The organism is Psychroflexus lacisalsi, assembly GCF_020164495.1.
GTDB lineage: Bacteria > Bacteroidota > Bacteroidia > Flavobacteriales > Flavobacteriaceae > Psychroflexus > Psychroflexus lacisalsi.
In genome coordinates, this window is record NZ_JAIQYZ010000001.1 from 1528576 (window position 1) to 1544588 (window position 16013).

14 protein-coding genes are annotated in these 16013 nt (G+C 33.8%); 6 read left to right on the forward strand and 8 right to left on the reverse strand.

From position 1 onward, the window contains the following. Positions 1-2: 2 nt before the first annotated feature. Entirely contained in the window at positions 3-2528 is a 2526-nt protein-coding gene (gene gyrA / locus LB449_RS07170; RefSeq protein WP_224454386.1) for a DNA gyrase subunit A, read from the reverse strand. A 227-nt stretch (positions 2529-2755) separates the two neighbouring features. Between gyrA and LB449_RS07175 the strand changes: the two genes are divergently transcribed. The 6 genes from LB449_RS07175 to LB449_RS07200 all read left to right on the forward strand — a co-directional run bounded on the left by LB449_RS07175 (position 2756) and on the right by LB449_RS07200 (position 7847). Next, positions 2756-5305, forward strand: a complete 2550-nt coding sequence (locus tag LB449_RS07175) for an ATP-dependent Clp protease ATP-binding subunit (RefSeq protein WP_224454387.1) — start codon at positions 2756-2758, stop codon at positions 5303-5305. An 81-nt stretch (positions 5306-5386) separates the two neighbouring features. Further along, a complete protein-coding gene (locus LB449_RS07180) occupies positions 5387-5533 on the forward strand; it encodes a hypothetical protein (protein ID WP_224454388.1) in 147 nt (48 codons plus the stop codon). Positions 5534-5612: 79 nt separating this feature from the next. Further along, entirely contained in the window at positions 5613-5912 is a 300-nt protein-coding gene (locus tag LB449_RS07185; RefSeq protein WP_224454389.1) for a phosphoribosylpyrophosphate synthetase, read from the forward strand. An 11-nt stretch (positions 5913-5923) separates the two neighbouring features. Further along, a complete protein-coding gene (locus LB449_RS07190) occupies positions 5924-6403 on the forward strand; it encodes a Dps family protein (protein WP_224454390.1) in 480 nt (159 codons plus the stop codon). A 35-nt stretch (positions 6404-6438) separates the two neighbouring features. Beyond that, on the forward strand, positions 6439-6927 hold the full coding sequence (locus LB449_RS07195; RefSeq protein ID WP_224454391.1) for a Dps family protein: 489 nt from the start codon (positions 6439-6441) through the stop codon (positions 6925-6927). An 8-nt stretch (positions 6928-6935) separates the two neighbouring features. Beyond that, entirely contained in the window at positions 6936-7847 is a 912-nt protein-coding gene (locus LB449_RS07200; RefSeq protein WP_224454392.1) for a mechanosensitive ion channel family protein, read from the forward strand. 60 nt (positions 7848-7907) lie between these two features. Here LB449_RS07200 and bshA read toward each other — a convergent pair whose 3' ends face one another. The 7 genes from bshA to LB449_RS07235 all read right to left on the reverse strand — a co-directional run bounded on the left by bshA (position 7908) and on the right by LB449_RS07235 (position 16000). Continuing rightward, positions 7908-9026, reverse strand: a complete 1119-nt coding sequence (gene bshA / locus LB449_RS07205; protein WP_224454393.1) for an N-acetyl-alpha-D-glucosaminyl L-malate synthase BshA — start codon at positions 9024-9026, stop codon at positions 7908-7910. A gap of 65 nt (positions 9027-9091) precedes the next feature. Beyond that, complete coding sequence (locus LB449_RS07210) at positions 9092-11968, reverse strand: glycoside hydrolase family 3 N-terminal domain-containing protein (protein WP_224454442.1); 2877 nt, start codon at positions 11966-11968, stop codon at positions 9092-9094. A gap of 42 nt (positions 11969-12010) precedes the next feature. Further along, positions 12011-12493, reverse strand: a complete 483-nt coding sequence (locus LB449_RS07215) for an ABC transporter ATPase (RefSeq protein WP_224454394.1) — start codon at positions 12491-12493, stop codon at positions 12011-12013. 5 nt (positions 12494-12498) lie between these two features. After that, complete coding sequence (locus LB449_RS07220) at positions 12499-13290, reverse strand: (Fe-S)-binding protein (RefSeq protein WP_224454395.1); 792 nt, start codon at positions 13288-13290, stop codon at positions 12499-12501. Positions 13291-13301: 11 nt separating this feature from the next. Next, complete coding sequence (locus tag LB449_RS07225) at positions 13302-13715, reverse strand: LNS2 domain-containing protein (protein WP_224454396.1); 414 nt, start codon at positions 13713-13715, stop codon at positions 13302-13304. A gap of 5 nt (positions 13716-13720) precedes the next feature. Beyond that, on the reverse strand, positions 13721-15061 hold the full coding sequence (locus LB449_RS07230; protein WP_224454397.1) for a (Fe-S)-binding protein: 1341 nt from the start codon (positions 15059-15061) through the stop codon (positions 13721-13723). 6 nt (positions 15062-15067) lie between these two features. Beyond that, the gene (locus tag LB449_RS07235) at positions 15068-16000 is read right to left on the reverse strand and encodes an MlaD family protein (protein ID WP_224454398.1); all 933 of its coding nucleotides are present in this window, start codon (positions 15998-16000) and stop codon (positions 15068-15070) included. Positions 16001-16013 lie beyond the last annotated feature (13 nt).

A 16013-nucleotide genomic window follows, 5' to 3' on the forward strand; every position in this document is an offset into this window, starting at 1 on the left:
TATTATTCAATTGTTGTTTGATCGTCAGATTCATTTGTTTCAGTGTTATCTTCAATAGCATCATCCTCATCTTCATTCAGAATTTTAGCTACGGCAGCAATTTCATCATCACCTTTTAAGGATATCAATCTGACTCCTTGTGTAGATCTACCCATTGTTCTGATATCAGACACAGACATTCTAATTGCAACACCAGATTTTTTGATAATCATCAAATCATCATCATCTTTCACAGTTTTCATAGCAACCAATTCACCTGTTTTTTCTGAAATAGAAATGGTTTTCACACCTTTTCCACCTCTATTGGTTATTCTGTATACTGGCTCACCATCCTGGTCATCGATGAAAGTTCTTTTTCCATAGCCTTTTTCTGAAACAACTAAAACTGTTTCATCTTGCGGATGTTTTACACAAATCATGCCGATAACTTCATCTTTATTTGAAGCTAAAGTCACACCCTTCACTCCAGCAGCTCCACGTCCCATTGGTCGAATGTGTTTTTCTTCGAATCTTAAGGCTTTACCGCTTCTCAATCCTAACATCACTTGGTTTTCACCATCTGTCAATACAGCAGATAATAATTCATCGCCTTCTTTTATAGAAATAGCATTAATACCGTTTACGCGAGGTCTGGAATATTGTTCAAGAACCGTTTTCTTAACTTGTCCCTTTTTGGTCACCATTAACACGTAATGATTATTAATGTATTCCTCATCAGAAAGGTTTTCAACTAGAATAAAGGCATTGATTCTATCGTCGGGATCAAGATTCATCAAGTTTTGAATAGCTCTGCCCTTACTAGTTTTACTTCCTTCAGGAATTTCAAAAACTCTCATCCAGAAACATTTCCCTTTATGAGTGAAAAATAGGATGTATTGATGATTGGTTCCTGAAAAAATATATTCTAAGAAATCTTCATCTCTAGTTGTAGAAGCTTTTTGACCAACTCCACCTCTATTTTGAGTCTTATATTCTTTGAGTGGCGTTCTTTTAATATAGCCAGCATGAGAAATAGTTAGAACAACACTTTCGTTTGGAATCATGTCTTCCATACTAAAGTCACCACCAATCATGTTTATTTCTGAACGACGCTCATCACCGTACTTATCTTTTATTTCTATAAGTTCATCTTTGATAATTTCCATCCTACGAGGCTCGTTATCGAGAATATCTTTAAGATCTTCAATAGTAACCATTAAGTCATCATATTCAGATCTAAGTTTATCTTGTTCAAGGCCTGTAAGTTGTCTCAAACGCATTTCAACAATCGCTTTAGCTTGAGTTTCAGAAAGTTCAAAACGCTCTATTAATTTTCCTCGAGCTTCTTCCGCATTCTGAGACCCTCTAATTAAAGCAATCACTTCGTCAATATTGTCTGATGCAATAATTAAACCTTCAAGAATATGTGCTCTCTCCTCTGCCTTACGAAGTAAATATTTAGTCCTTCGAATGACAACTTCATGCCTATGCTCAACAAAATTGTAAATGATGTCCTTAAGATTAAGCATTTGAGGTCTGCCTTTCACTAGTGCGATATTATTTACACTGAAAGTAGACTGAAGTGCTGTATGCTTATATAAAGTATTTAAAACAACGTTTGGTAGAGCGTCTTTCTTTAAAATATAGACGATACGCATTCCATTTCTGTCAGATTCATCTCTGATCAATGAAATACCTTCAATTTTTTTATCATTAACCAAATCAGCAGTTTTCTTAATCATATCTGCTTTGTTGACCTGGTAAGGAATTTCGGTAACAATAATACATTCTTTACCTTTAATTTCCTCTACTTCTGCTTTAGCACGCATGACAACTCGTCCACGCCCTGTCATAAAGGCATCTTTCACGCCTTCGTAACCATAAATTATACCACCAGTAGGAAAATCTGGGGCTTTGATGTAGGTCATCAACTCTTCAATCGAAATATCTCTATTATCGATGTAGGCTCTTACACCATCGACAACTTCTGTAAGATTATGGGGTGGCATATTGGTAGCCATACCAACGGCAATACCGCTTGCGCCATTTACTAATAAATTTGGAACTCTTGTAGGAAGAACAGTTGGTTCTTCTAGGGTATCATCAAAATTTAGAGTGAAATCAACAGTTTCTTTATCAATATCAGCAAGCATTTCCTCACTGATTTTTTGCATCCTGGCTTCTGTATACCTCATTGCAGCTGGACTATCCCCATCAACAGAGCCAAAGTTACCTTGACCATCGACAAGCTGATACCTCATACTCCATTCTTGAGCCATTCTTACCATAGCGTCGTAAACTGAAGTATCACCATGAGGGTGGTATTTACCTAAAACTTCACCTACTATTCTTGCTGATTTCTTATGTGATTTGTTTGAGAATATACCAAGCTCTTGCAACCCAAAAAGGACTCTTCTATGCACTGGCTTTAGACCATCTCTCACATCTGGAAGCGCTCTAGAAACAATTACAGACATCGAATAATCGATGTAAGCTGTTTTCATTTCATCTTCAATATTAATTGGTATTAGCTGTTCACCGTTCGCCATTTAATTCAATTTAAATTAATATTTTAAAGTATTTTTAAATATTATAGTTCAACAACTATTGAGTTGCTAATTAGCAAATATACAAAACCTAACAAATCCTTAGAGACCCTTAATCTTGAAATACAAACTTTTTTTGAATTCATATTTAATAAGATTTTCACTATTGAAATAGCATATATCACTAATAAGGTATTATTTTTGAGTAATGTCTAATAAATTTAAAGACTATGGATGATAATTTCTCACCGAAAGTAAAAGAAGTAATTGCATATAGTAAAGAGGAAGCTTTACGTTTAGGTCACGATTTTATAGGAACTGAGCATCTTATGCTTGGTTTGCTTCGTGATGGTAGCGGAAAGGCTATAAATATACTAGATGCGATGAATGTTGACTTGGAGTTGTTGAGAAGAAAAGTTGAAATTTTAAATCCTTCAGACCACACAAACACAGATATATCTCAAGAAAAGAAAAATCTTCATTTAACGCGACAAGCTGAAAGAGCTCTAAAAACTACTTTTTTGGAGGCCAAATTATTTCAAAGTTCTTCAATAAACACTGCTCATTTATTGTTATGTATTTTAAGAAACGAAAATGATCCAACAACCAAGCTGTTGAATAAGCTTAAAGTTGATTATGATAACGTCAAAGAAGAATTCAAAGCTATGATCACGCAAGATGGAGATTACATGGATACACCGACAGATGCCTTTTCTGATGATGCCACTAGTTCTGGTGATTCTGGAAGAGAATCTCTTGGAGGTTCTGGAAATTCCAAAGGAAAATCTACTAAAAAATCTAAAACACCCGTTTTAGATAATTTTGGTAGAGATCTAACAGAAATGGCGCAGGAAGGAAAACTTGACCCTGTAGTGGGCCGTGAAAAAGAAATTGAAAGAGTATCTCAGATTTTAAGTAGAAGGAAGAAAAATAATCCTCTACTTATTGGTGAACCAGGCGTAGGTAAAAGTGCAATCGCAGAGGGTTTGGCCTTAAGAATTATTCAACGTAAGGTATCAAGAATACTTTATGACAAAAGGCTTGTCACCTTAGATCTTGCCAGTCTTGTTGCAGGGACTAAGTATAGAGGACAGTTTGAGGAACGCATGAAGGCTGTCATGAATGAATTAGAAAAGAATGATGACATCATACTTTTCATCGATGAAATTCATACCATTGTTGGTGCTGGAGGTGCTACTGGAAGTTTGGATGCCAGTAATATGTTTAAACCTGCACTTGCTAGAGGTGAAATTCAATGTATTGGTGCAACTACTCTTGATGAATACAGACAGCATATTGAAAAAGATGGTGCTCTTGAAAGAAGATTTCAAAAAATTATAGTAGAACCTACTTCAATTGATGAAACCATTGAAATTCTTCACAATATTAAAGACAAATATGAAGACCATCATAATGTTCTTTATACTGAAGAAGCTATCAAATCATGTGTCACTTTAACAAACAGATACATGACAGATAGATTTCTACCTGATAAGGCAATTGATGCGTTGGATGAAGCTGGAAGTAGAGTTCACATCACAAATATCAATGTTCCAAAACGTATTCTTGAACTCGAAAAAGAGCTTGAAGATATTCGTGATGAAAAAAATTCTGTTGTTAAAAAACAGAAGTATGAGGAAGCTGCCAAATTAAGAGATGATGAGAAAAGAATTGAAAATGATTTGCAGCAAGCTCAAGAAGAATGGGAGAAAGATTCAAAAGAAAATAAAGAAACAGTAACTGAGGACCATATTGCAGATGTTGTTTCAATGATGACGGGTATTCCAGTAAAACGTATTGCTAAAACTGAAGGCAATAAACTTGCTGAATTACCTGAAACCATCAAAAACAAAGTCATTGGTCAAAGCGAAGCAGTAACTAAGATAGTTAAAGCGATTCAAAGGAATAGAGCTGGTTTAAAAGATCCAAATAGACCAATTGGTTCATTTATATTTCTAGGTCAAACTGGAGTTGGTAAAACTCAACTTGCAAAAGTCTTAGCTAGAGAGTTATTTGACAATGATGATGCTTTGATTAGACTTGATATGAGCGAATATATGGAAAAATTTGCTGTCTCAAGATTGATTGGAGCACCTCCAGGATATGTTGGATATGAAGAAGGTGGTCAATTAACTGAAAAAGTAAGACGAAAACCATATGCTGTAATTTTACTCGATGAAGTTGAAAAAGCTCACCCCGATGTATTTAATATGCTACTGCAAGTTCTTGATGATGGACACTTAACGGATAGTCTTGGACGTAAAGTTGATTTTAGAAATACGATTATTATAATGACCTCTAATGTTGGTGCAAGAAAGCTTAAAGATTTTGGTACTGGTGTTGGGTTTGGAACTCAATCCCAAAAACAGCAGGAGGATGATAATACCAAAAAAGTCATAGAAGGTGCATTGAAAAAAGCTTTTGCACCAGAATTTCTAAACCGTGTTGATGATGTAGTTATTTTCAATGCTTTGGAAAAAGAGGATATTAAGAAAATTATCAACATTGAATTAGAAAGACTTTTCTCTAGAATAAATGATGTTGGTTATAGTTTTTCTTTGAGTGAGTCGGCTAAAGACTTTATCGCTGAAAAAGGTTTTGATAGACAATATGGAGCGAGACCTCTTAATAGGGCGATTCAAAAATATATTGAAGACGCCTTAGCAGAAAAAATTATCAATTCATCTATTGTAGAAGGTGATTCTTTGTATATGGACTTCGATAAAGAAAAAGATGAGCTAGTGATAGAAGTTCAAAAAGCAGCTAATAAGGAATCATAATTAGAATTAAATTACAAAAAAGCTCCTATAAAGGAGCTTTTTTGTATTATGTGGATTTGAAATCAAATACAAACAAAACCCATGAAGGTCACTAAAACGACTTGGATATATGTCATTGCTGCACTCATTACCATATATGGTATTGTAACTCGTCAGTTCATATTCTTATTGCTAAGTTTTCCTTTAGGTATATTCTATTATACTAAAGGAAACGATAAGAAAGACTAATAGTTAAATATTGATTAAAGCAATTCAATTTTTTGACTTAGACTGAGTTTACCTCTACATTTATAATAAACAGTAAAAGATGAAAAAAAAAGATACATTATCCGAAACAATGAATGCATTGAGAGATAAAGGTTATATAGATGATCTAAATCTTCTTGATGACAAAATTGAAAATCGGTCTAAAAATAAAAAATATCCTATTAATGAGTTTAAAGTTGATGAATATTTCAGATTTGAGGGTATGGCAAATCCAGCTGATAATTCCATTTTGTACGCTATAAAAACTTCAGATGGACATAAAGGGATGCTAGTTGATGGTTACGGAAAATCCGGCGGTCAAGTATCACAAGAAATGATGAATAAATTGAAAATTAAATAAACAATAATTATATGAATTACTTAAACTTAGATAAAAACAAAACTAAAGATACGGTCAAGGAATTAAATATTCTTTTATCAGACTATCATATGTATTACCAGAAATTGAGGAATTTTCATTGGAATATTGTGGGTCATAACTTCTTCGATTTACATGAGCAATTCGAGGTCATGTATGATGATGCTAAACTCAAAGTTGATGAAATAGCTGAGCGAATTTTAACTTTAAGATCTTATCCAGAAAGTAATCTTTCAACTTATTTAAAACTATCTAATCTGAAAGAATCGACTTCGGACAAAGAAGATGTTGAAATGGTTAGTGAGCTTTTACATGATCATGGTTTTATTATTACCCAGATGAGAAAAGTTATAGAAGTTGCAGATGCTAATGATGATGAAGGAACAATTGATTTAATTGGTGCTTACATCAGAGAGCTAGAAAAAACAAGCTGGATGCTTGACGCTTGGAATAACAAGCTAGCAGACAAATAAAAATGACTAAAGTTTAATTTTAAAAATTTTAATTTATGAATTATCTAAATTTAGATAAATCAAAAACTAAAGACACAGTAAAACAATTAAATATTTTACTTGCTGATTATCATTTATATTATCAAAAATTGAGAAATTTTCATTGGAACGTTTCAGGTCATAATTTCTTTGACCTACATGAACAATTTGAAGATATGTATAATGATGCAAAAGTTAAAGTTGACGAAATTGCTGAACGGATTTTAACTTTACGTTTTCAACCAGAAAGTAATTTTACTCAATACCTCGATATATCCAATTTATCTGAAGTTTCTTCAGATATCGAAGATTTTGAAATGGTAGCCGCTTTGCTTAGAGACCATAGCAAAATCATATCTCAAATGAGGATTACTATAGATGTAGCAGATAAAAATGAAGATGAAGGTACCATTGATCTTGTTGGAGCTTATATTAGAGAGTTAGAGAAAACAAGTTGGATGCTTGATGCTTGGATAATGAAAAAAGAGGAAAAACAACATTCTTAAATTAAAAAATGCAAGATTCTGAAATAATTGAAAAGACTGAAAAGTCATGGTCAGAGTTATCTGACAAAGTTATAAATTGGGTAGATTCATTAATTTTGAATCTACCCAATTTTTTACTTGCAGTTCTCGTTTTATTTCTATTCGTCATTTTTGCTAAATATTCAAGCAAATTAGTCGATAAAATCTTTAGAAAAAGCAGTGCGCAAGATTCTATTCGTACGGTTTCTGTAAAAGTTTTTAAAGTATTTATAATAGGCCTTGGATTATTTTTATCCTTAGGTATCTTAAACTTGAATACAGTTCTTACGTCTATTTTAGGTGCGGCTGGTGTTATTGGTCTTGCTGTTGGTTTTGCTCTTCAGGGCACTTTGCACAATACTTTTGCCGGAGTAATTATAAGTTTTATACCCAAGCTTCAGATAGGAGATTGGATTGAGACGAATGATTATGCAGGCTTTGTAGTGGATATCAATTTGAGAAGTGTCGTGATTCAAACAGTTGACTACAATTTAGTTATAATCCCTAATTCTAAAATTGTTGATGCACCTTTTAAAAACTTCAGTAGAACACCTCGAGGTCGTATAATTTTGACATGCGGAGTTGGTTATGAAAGTGATTTGCCAAAAGTGCAGGAAATAACGGTAAACGCTATCAAAAAGATTTTTGAGCAAAGACCAGGGGAAAGCATTCAGTTCTATTATACAGAATTTGGTGATAGTTCTATAAATTATCAATTGCGCTTCTGGGCAGATGTTGGCAATCAGGGCGATGTTTATAAAGCTCAACATAATGCAATTCTAGCGATTAAAGCAGCTTATAACGAAAATGATATTAACATACCATTCCCAATAAGAACTTTGGATTTTGGAAAAAATAAATTTAGGTCTGAAAAGATTGATATTAGGAATATTAAGGAGTAAAAAAATACCTCGAAGCAAAGCTGTCGAGGTATTTTCTTAAATCACTATTAACCTAGCGAGTTAAATCATCTTCTGATATAATTTTTCATACTGACAAACAACCCTTTCTACATCAAATTGCTCAGCAATAGCTCTAGCTCCAGCTTTAAACTTATTTAGAACATTATCATCTGATAAGATTTTAATTCCATTTTGGGCCATATCATCAATATCACCTACATTACTCAAATAACCAGAAATACCATGCTTGTTAACTTCTGGCAAACCTCCTACATTAGAAGAAATAATAGGAACTCTATGAGCCATAGCCTCAAGGGCTGCAAGTCCGAAGCTTTCTTTTTCTGATGGCAAGAGAAAAAGATCCGAATAGCAAAGTATACGCTCAACTTCATTACTTTTTCCTAAGAAAATCACTCTATCTTTTATATTTAAATCTTTGGCCAAATTAGCAGCTTTTTCTCTGTCAGGTCCATCACCAACGATGATCAATCTCGACTTAATTTTAGATTGAATTCTATAAAAGATTTCAATGACGTCAGTCAGGCGTTTTACTTCCCTGAGATTACTGACATGAGTTATCACTTTCTCATCTTCAAAAGCAACCATATGACGTTTACAATCTTCAAAAGATTCTTTAAGATTGGATATATCAATAAAGTTTGGTACAACTTCAATTTTCTTCTTAATGTCAAAAATATCGAGTGTATCGTTTTTTAAGCTTTCGGAAACCGATGTGACAATATCACTCTTGTTAATGCTAAAGTTTACCGCTGGTTTGTAGAAAGAATGGCTGCCGACAAGAGTAATATCAGTACCGTGTAATGTTGTCATCATTGGTAACTTCATTCCTTCTTCCAATAGCATTTGTTGAGCCATAAATCCTGCATAAGCATGAGGAATAGCATAATGAACGTGTAGAATATCTATTTTATGTTTTTGTACTACTCTCACCAATTTACTGGAAAGAGCCAGTTCATAAGGTTGATAATGAAATAATGGATATTCAGGAACTAGAACTTCATGGTAATGAATTGAACTGGACAAGTATTCCAGTCTTACAGGTTGTTTGTAAGTCACAAAATGTATCTCATGCCCACGTTTTGACAGTGCAATTCCAAGTTCTGTAGCTACTACTCCACTCCCACCAAATGTAGGATAACACACTATGGCTATTTTCATATTTTAAATTATAGATTTCAAAAGTAGAAGTTTGAAAAATATCTTAGTCTTAAACTAATCTCAAATTAATTTTTCAATTGCAGACTTTCATAAATAAAACCTTGAATCTTGGTCCTTATGTCTTCTTTGATAAGTTTTGCATTGGAAGCATCTGGATGAATTCTATTGGATAGAAAAACGTAGATAATTTCTTCTTCTGGATCTGCCCAGGCATAAGTGCCTGTGAATCCAGAATGACCAAAACTCGACATAGAAATACATCCGCATGTTGGACCAATGTCTTCAAGCTGCGGTTTATCAAAACCAACTCCTCTCCTCACATTTTGCTCACAGTAATAGCAAGTATTAAATCTAGTCATTGTAGCTGGTTTAAAATAAGTTTTACCCCCAAAATCACCTCCATTTAAATACAATTGCATGAAAGAAGCTACATCACGAGCGTTTCCAAATAATCCTGCGTGCCCGCCAACTCCGCCAAGCATTGCCGCACCTTGATCATGGACTGTTCCATGAACAAGTTCATTTCTCCATTCTGTATCGAATTCAGTAGGTACAATTTCTTCTTTTGCAAAGTGCTGTAGTGGAAAGAATTTTAAGCGTTGAAGCCCCATTGGTTTGTAAAAAAAAGTTTCTGCTAAACTGTTCAATGAAGAATTTGTTTCTTTTTCAATGAACTTTTTTAAAAAGTAATAAGGCAAATCTGAATATTTATATTCCAACGTATCTCTTAAATCGCTCTCAACAATCTCAGCATAAATAGAATCCTTATAATCTGTCCTTAGATACATATTATTTGCAACTTTTATACTAAAATCTTTAGACTGTTCGGTTTCGTAATAGTCGTTTTTATTCTCAAGAGTTTTTTTATAAAAAGGAATCCAAGGTTCTAATCTAGCATAATGCGATAGCATATCTAGGACGGTAATATTGGCCTTATTTGTGCTAGCAAGTTCTGGTAACAGCTCGTGGAGCTTTGAGTCTAAACTAAGTTTGCCAGATTCTTGAAGGGTCATCAAAATAGGTAATGTTGTAAGTATTTTGGTAAGAGAAGCTAAATCATAGACATTACTGGACTCGACATTTATTTTTTTATCATAGGTATGAAACCCAAAATTTTTGTCATAAATAATTTTTCCCTTTCTGGCAATCAATATTTGCATACCCGGTGTCATCTCTTCTTCTAGTGCATAATTAGCAAGAGAATCGATTTTAGCTTCAAAACTCGAGTCGAAACCTAAATTCTGAGAGTAGCCCACACCGAGTCGACCGTTAGATTTTAACTTATAACCAGTCCCTACTGGAAAAGCTGAAGAAATACTTACTGGTAGTTTACCGTTTATAGATGAAGCTCCAAAGATTTGCTGAGCGGCAACAAATTGAGCTATATCACTATTCTGATATATTTGTAAGATCACATCTATATTTATAAAACTCTGAAGATCAAGCAGACTGTAAGGTCTCGAAAAATTGACAAGCGTAACTTTATTTTCCTTTGAAATGGAGTTTATTAAGTTTAATTCAAAAGGGGTAAATTTATAATCTGTCCAAGGGTTTGCATTTGACTTATGAAAGCCAATTATGACATGATCAAAATCCAATTGTCCAGGATCATCAAGTATTGAATCCTTATTCTCAATCTTTTTGACATCGGCATAAGTATTCATAGCTTTAAAGAACTTATCACCACTATCATCCCCGAGCTCCAAATATCCTATTTTTTGATATTCTATATCATTAATAGGTAAGATCCCCAGGTCATTTTTTATTAGGGTACTTGCATTTTCAATTGCATGTTGATATAAGGCATCATTTTCTTCAGAATTTAATTCTGCTGTCAAATTTGAAGTCTCTATTGGTTCAAATTCATTCAAGCCAACTTTATATTTCGCATACAATATTTTTTTTACTGATCTTTCCAATCTATCTTTAGAAAGATCACCTTTTGAAATTGCATTCTTTATAATTTGAATAGCTTTCGGAACGTTTTCTGAAATCAGAAGAATATCGCTTCCAGCCATAAAAGCCCTTAGATCAACTTCACCTGGAGAGTTATTATCACTTGCGCCTTTCATATTCAACGCATCTGTGATAACTAGCCCTTTGAAGTTCAGTTCTTCTATAAGTATTTCAGAAACAATTTTCGGAGAAAGTGAAGAGGGGTAATTTGGACGATTATCTAAACTTGGTACATTAAGATGTGCTACCATTACACTACTTACACCTTCTTTAATTAAGGCTTTAAAAGGCTCTAGTTCAACATCACGAATGCGATCTGCTGAAAAATTGATTGTTGGAAGCGTCTTATGTGAGTCTTGCTGAGTGTCACCATGCCCTGGAAAATGTTTTGCACTTGTCAAGATACCAGCCTCATGCATGCCTTTCATGAGAGCAACGGAGTGAGAAATCACAATGTCTTTGCTTTCACCAAAAGAACGGTTACCAATTATTGGATTTTCAGGATTGGTATTTATGTCTGCTACCGGGGCAAAATTGATATGAACTCCAAGCCTTTTATTATGTTTACCTATCTGATATCCAACTTTTTTCACAATACTTGTATCTTGGATTGCACCCAAAGTCATATTCCAGGGGAAAGCGTAAGTAGAGTCCAGACGCATGGCGAGCCCCCACTCTGCATCCATACCTACTAAAAGAGGGACTTTATTTTCAGTTTGAATATCATTTGTGAATTTTGCTTGTCTATATGGTGTACCTTTTGAAAAAATAACACCACCAATGTGGTTTGTTTTTATAAAACGCTTTATAGATTCAAGTTCACTATCAGATTTGTTTGTAAAAACGTCAATCATAAACAATTGTCCAATTTTCTCATCAAGACTCAAGTTTGAATAAACAGATTCTACCCATTTTCTCTGTTTATTTATATCTTCAGAAAACAAGCTGCTTTGTGAAAAAACACAATTGAATGAAAAAAAAGTCATCATAAAGACGACTTTCAAATAGTTTTTAGAAATCATATAAAATTATAATAAACGGCTGTGCCAGCTCTCCGTCATTGGCACTTCCCAAAATTCTTCATATTCAGCTTTTGTATTCACAAGATTATTGAAAACAATTGTTTGGGGAGAAACTGCTTTTTGCTTTACCATTTTTTTGAAGTCTAGAAGTGATTTATAGGCTACGTATTCTCCATTTTTAAAACTTACATTCATTTTATCCAAAAGATCCACGTTGTATTCCTTTTCCAAACTTTGAATGAAATGAACTGATGCGTCTATTGAACAACCACTTGCATTTGCTTGTGACTCATCTAGTCCAAGTATAATAAACCTGTTATATCTTATTTCAAAACCAGCTTTCAAAGCTTGTCCATGTACAGTCCAACTTTTCAAGAACGCTTCAACCTCAGGCTTGATTTCTTCGAGCTCAGTTTCACTAAATCCTCTATTGGCTTGAAAAACCCAGACTCGTGAAGAATCTGGTAATTGGTTAAATTCTACTACCATATATTTTATAAATCTTCAGCGTTTGCAATCATTTCGACAACATCCAAAACTGCAATATCATCTTGCTTTTCTTTGTTTTTCACTCCGTCTGTCATCATTGTGTTACAAAATGGACATCCAGCTGCAATAACATCTGGCTTAACATCAACAGCCTGTTCAGTTCTATGAATATTAACTTCTTTATCACCTTTTTCTGCGTCCTTGAACATCTGGGCACCGCCTGCACCACAACATAAACCTTTAGATTTACATGATTTCATTTCAACAAGTTCTACTTCAAGTTTTCGAAGTAAATCCCTTGGTGCTTCATATTCTCCATTTGCTCTTCCAAGATAGCAAGGATCGTGATAGGTGATTCTTTTTCCCTTAAATTTTCCTCCTTCAACTTTTAATCGCCCTTCATTCAATAATTGTTTTAAGAACTGAGTATGATGAACAACTTCATAGTTTCCACCCAACGATGGGTATTCGTTTTTGATTGTGTTGAAACAATGAGGGCAAGCTGTCACAATTTTCTTCACCTCATAGCCATTCAAAACTTCAATGTTTGTCATGGCTTGCATTTGAAACAAAAACTCGTTACCAGCTCTCTTGGCAGGATCACCAGTACAGCCTTCCTCAGTTCCCAAAACTGCAAAATCAACATTTGTATTATTTAAAATCTTAACAAAGGCCTTGGTTATTTTTTTGGCTCTATCATCAAAACTACCTGCACAACCTACCCAAAATAGGACTTCTGGTTGTTTTCCTTCTGCTAAATATGATGCCATTGTAGGCACTTTTAAATTTTCACTCATTATTGTATCTTTTATTCTTTAAATACTTGTATTGTCTCTTTTTTATCGACTAAATCTGTGAACTGACCTTTATATCTAGTAGCTTTTACAATATGGTTGTCTATCCAATGATAATTACCACCTCTGGGTTTCCCCATTAATAAACTATGGTATTTGAAACCATGTTTATTCAGCCAATCTTCAGTTACTTTTCTGTGTTCCTGTACCCTAGACGTAAAAAAGCAAATCTGATGTCCCTCATTATACCATTTGTTCACAGTTTTCAATGCGTCGGGAAAAGGCTCACAGGTAGCCATTCTCTCTGGCTCTTCATTTGGAACATCGTCTGTGATTGTTCCATCAATATCAATTAAATAGTTTTTTACACCATCTGGTAAACTTGGACTGATTGTTTGGCCTTTGGAATCTTGCTGTTTTTGTGACATGATGATTAAGCTTCTTCTTTTGCCCAGTCCAATCTATCCTGCTGGTTGTAAGGCCATGGTGCAGAATTATTTTCAATATTGGACATTGCATTGTTTAATTCTACAGGAGCAGCACTTTCTTCCATAACGAGGTATTGTCTCATGTCCATTATTATAGACAATGGATCAATTCCTATAGGACAGGCATCAACACATGCATTACAAGTTGTACATGCCCATAACTCTTCACGACTAATATAATTATCGAGTAGTTGATTATCTGCTGTAATTTCTTCTTTATTATTTAGTTTTTGACCAACCTCTTCTAATCGATCTCTGGTGTCCATCATTATTTTCCTTGGAGATAATTTTTTACCAGTTTGGTTAGCTGGACATTCTGAAGTACAACGTCCACACTCTGTACATGTATAAGCGCTCAATAACTGGAACCAGCTAAGATCTTGAACATCACTAGCTCCAAATTTCTCTGGGATATCGTCATCACTTCCTTCTGGTTCAGCATACGGATCTGCGTCTGGATCCATCATCATTTTTACTTCTTTTGTAACTGCATCAAGATTTTTAAACTTTCCTAAATCATCAAGCTTCGAAAAATATACGTTTGGAAAAGCGAGTAAAATATGAAGATGTTTTGAATAATATAAATAATTCAGAAAAATTAGAATTCCTACAATATGAAGCCACCAAGCTGTTCTCTCTATGATTACAAGTGACTCTACACTCATTTTATCAAAAAGAGGAAGCAAATACTGACTAATAGGAAATGATCCTGTGATACCAGCTTCACTGGCATAGTGAGATGCCCCGAGTAGTTGTAACTGATAATCTGTAGCATTCATGGTTAAGAAAAGCACCATTAACACAACTTCAAAATAAAGAATATAATTTGCATCATTTTTAGGCCAACCTTTTAATTCTTTGGATAAAAATCTTTTGATATTCATCATGTTTCTTCTGATCCAGAAAATGATGACACTAGCTAATACTAAGAAAGCTAAGATTTCAAAACTACCGATTAAAAAATCATACACAGGCCCAAGAAATCCGAAGATTCTATGAGTTCCAGCAATACCGTCAATTATTATTTCAAGGACTTCGATGTTTATGATCACAAACCCCACATATACAATTATGTGTAAAATCCCAGCTATGGGTCTTGCAACCATTTTAGACTGACCTAAAGCCACCCTCAACATTTTTTTTAACCTTTGATCTTTTCGATCAGATCGATCAATTTCCTTACCTAAATTGATATTCCTTTTTAAGGAAGAGACATTTTTAATAAAAAATAAAAATGCTCCAACTAAAACTATTAAAAATAAAATCTGTGGTAAATATTCTAACATTGTTTTTTAATCTTCAGGGTTGTTATACTCTTTGTTTTTTTTACCGAATACTGAAAAATGAACGTAACGCTTAGGATTTAATTTCAAATCTCTCATAAGCTCTTCCATCTCTTTAGTAGCGTTTTCAACATTTTGGTATAGTTGATCATCATTTAGTAATTTACCTAAACTTCCTTCTCCGCTATTCAATTTACTTGAAATTTCATTCAGGTTTAACAGTGTTTCATCTGCATTTTGAACAATACTTTTAAACTCAATTTGAGATAAAGAATCTGTCATTTTAGAAAGATTATCTGCAGTCTGACTGAATTTATCTATGGACAGGTTTATCTTATCTCTGTTTGTATCTAGGATACCTTCCATTTTAGAGGAAGATGAGTTTAGTGAAGCCATTGTCCCATTAAGACTCTTTATAGATTCTTTTAAATTATTTCTTGTTTGTGCATCCAGAACATAATTAATAGACCCAAGTAAAGTATCAATTTCTACAACAGCATGAGAAATTTTATCCTTTAATGGTGTAAGCTTCTCATTTACAAGTTCAATTAAACCTTCTTCAACTCCAGATTGTAAAGTATCACCGGACTTGGCTATATTACTAAAATCATCATCTAGTTCAATTTTCATAGATTTACCACCTATAAGTCCTCCACCGTAAATTTTTGCAACACTTTTCTTAGGAAAAGTGAAATCGTCGCTCATATTCATGGTAACCAATAATTTACCAGATTCGATAAAATCAATTTTGGTAACTGAACCTACTTGATATCCATTAATAGTAACAGGTGCTGATTGGTTTAGACCTTCAACGTTATCATAAACCGCATAAAAAGTTCGTGATGTATTAAATAAGTTATTTCCTTTAAGGAAATTGTAACCAAAAATAAATAAGGCTACCGCAACAATGGCTAAAATGCCAACTTTTACTTCTTTTTTCAAAGGATAATGTTTT

Coding starts and splice junctions, on each gene's coding strand:
- gyrA (WP_224454386.1), bottom strand. CDS start 2,528: ATGGCGAACGGTGAACAGCTAATACCAATTAATATTGAAGATGAAATG.
- LB449_RS07175 (WP_224454387.1), top strand. CDS start 2,756: ATGGATGATAATTTCTCACCGAAAGTAAAAGAAGTAATTGCATATAGT.
- LB449_RS07180 (WP_224454388.1), top strand. CDS start 5,387: ATGAAGGTCACTAAAACGACTTGGATATATGTCATTGCTGCACTCATT.
- LB449_RS07185 (WP_224454389.1), top strand. CDS start 5,613: ATGAAAAAAAAAGATACATTATCCGAAACAATGAATGCATTGAGAGAT.
- LB449_RS07190 (WP_224454390.1), top strand. CDS start 5,924: ATGAATTACTTAAACTTAGATAAAAACAAAACTAAAGATACGGTCAAG.
- LB449_RS07195 (WP_224454391.1), top strand. CDS start 6,439: ATGAATTATCTAAATTTAGATAAATCAAAAACTAAAGACACAGTAAAA.
- LB449_RS07200 (WP_224454392.1), top strand. CDS start 6,936: ATGCAAGATTCTGAAATAATTGAAAAGACTGAAAAGTCATGGTCAGAG.
- bshA (WP_224454393.1), bottom strand. CDS start 9,026: ATGAAAATAGCCATAGTGTGTTATCCTACATTTGGTGGGAGTGGAGTA.
- LB449_RS07210 (WP_224454442.1), bottom strand. CDS start 11,968: ATGACTTTTTTTTCATTCAATTGTGTTTTTTCACAAAGCAGCTTGTTT.
- LB449_RS07215 (WP_224454394.1), bottom strand. CDS start 12,493: ATGGTAGTAGAATTTAACCAATTACCAGATTCTTCACGAGTCTGGGTT.
- LB449_RS07220 (WP_224454395.1), bottom strand. CDS start 13,290: ATGAGTGAAAATTTAAAAGTGCCTACAATGGCATCATATTTAGCAGAA.
- LB449_RS07225 (WP_224454396.1), bottom strand. CDS start 13,715: ATGTCACAAAAACAGCAAGATTCCAAAGGCCAAACAATCAGTCCAAGT.
- LB449_RS07230 (WP_224454397.1), bottom strand. CDS start 15,061: ATGTTAGAATATTTACCACAGATTTTATTTTTAATAGTTTTAGTTGGA.